This is a genomic window from Methylobacterium platani, assembly GCF_001653715.1.
Taxonomy (GTDB): domain Bacteria; phylum Pseudomonadota; class Alphaproteobacteria; order Rhizobiales; family Beijerinckiaceae; genus Methylobacterium; species Methylobacterium platani.
Map to the genome: position 1 here is coordinate 201 of NZ_LWHQ01000096.1, position 404 is coordinate 604.

At 79.7% G+C, this 404-nt stretch carries 1 pseudogene; it reads right to left on the reverse strand.

From position 1 onward, the window contains the following. A pseudogene (locus A5481_RS33055) lies at positions 1 to 404 on the reverse strand (hypothetical protein); the annotation flags it as partial.

Sequence of the window (404 nt, forward strand, 5' to 3'; positions counted from 1 at the left end):
GCGCCGGGATGAAGCGGGCGGCGGCCGGCAGCGGGGCGCGGCCGATCGTGCAGGCGCCGTAGAGGATGCGGTCGTAGGGCGGGGCGTCGGGCGGCGCGACCGGCAGGGCCGTCACGCAGGCGGCGCCGTGGCCGGCGCACCATTCCAGCGCCTCGATCACCGGGGCGGCCCGGGCCGGCGCGGCCGGGTCGACCTCCGCGACCAGGATCACGCTGCCGGAATCGACCACCTGGAGCAGCTGGGCGAATTCGAGGGCCGGCTCCGCCCGCCGGAACCGCGGCGGCCGCCCGGCCGCGGCGCAGGCCGTTGCCGCCTGAAGCCAGGGTCCCGAGACCTCCGGCGCCGTCCCGTCGCGCCCCGGCCAGTCCGGCCAGCGGGCGAGCGCGAGGTCGGCGAGATCGTCG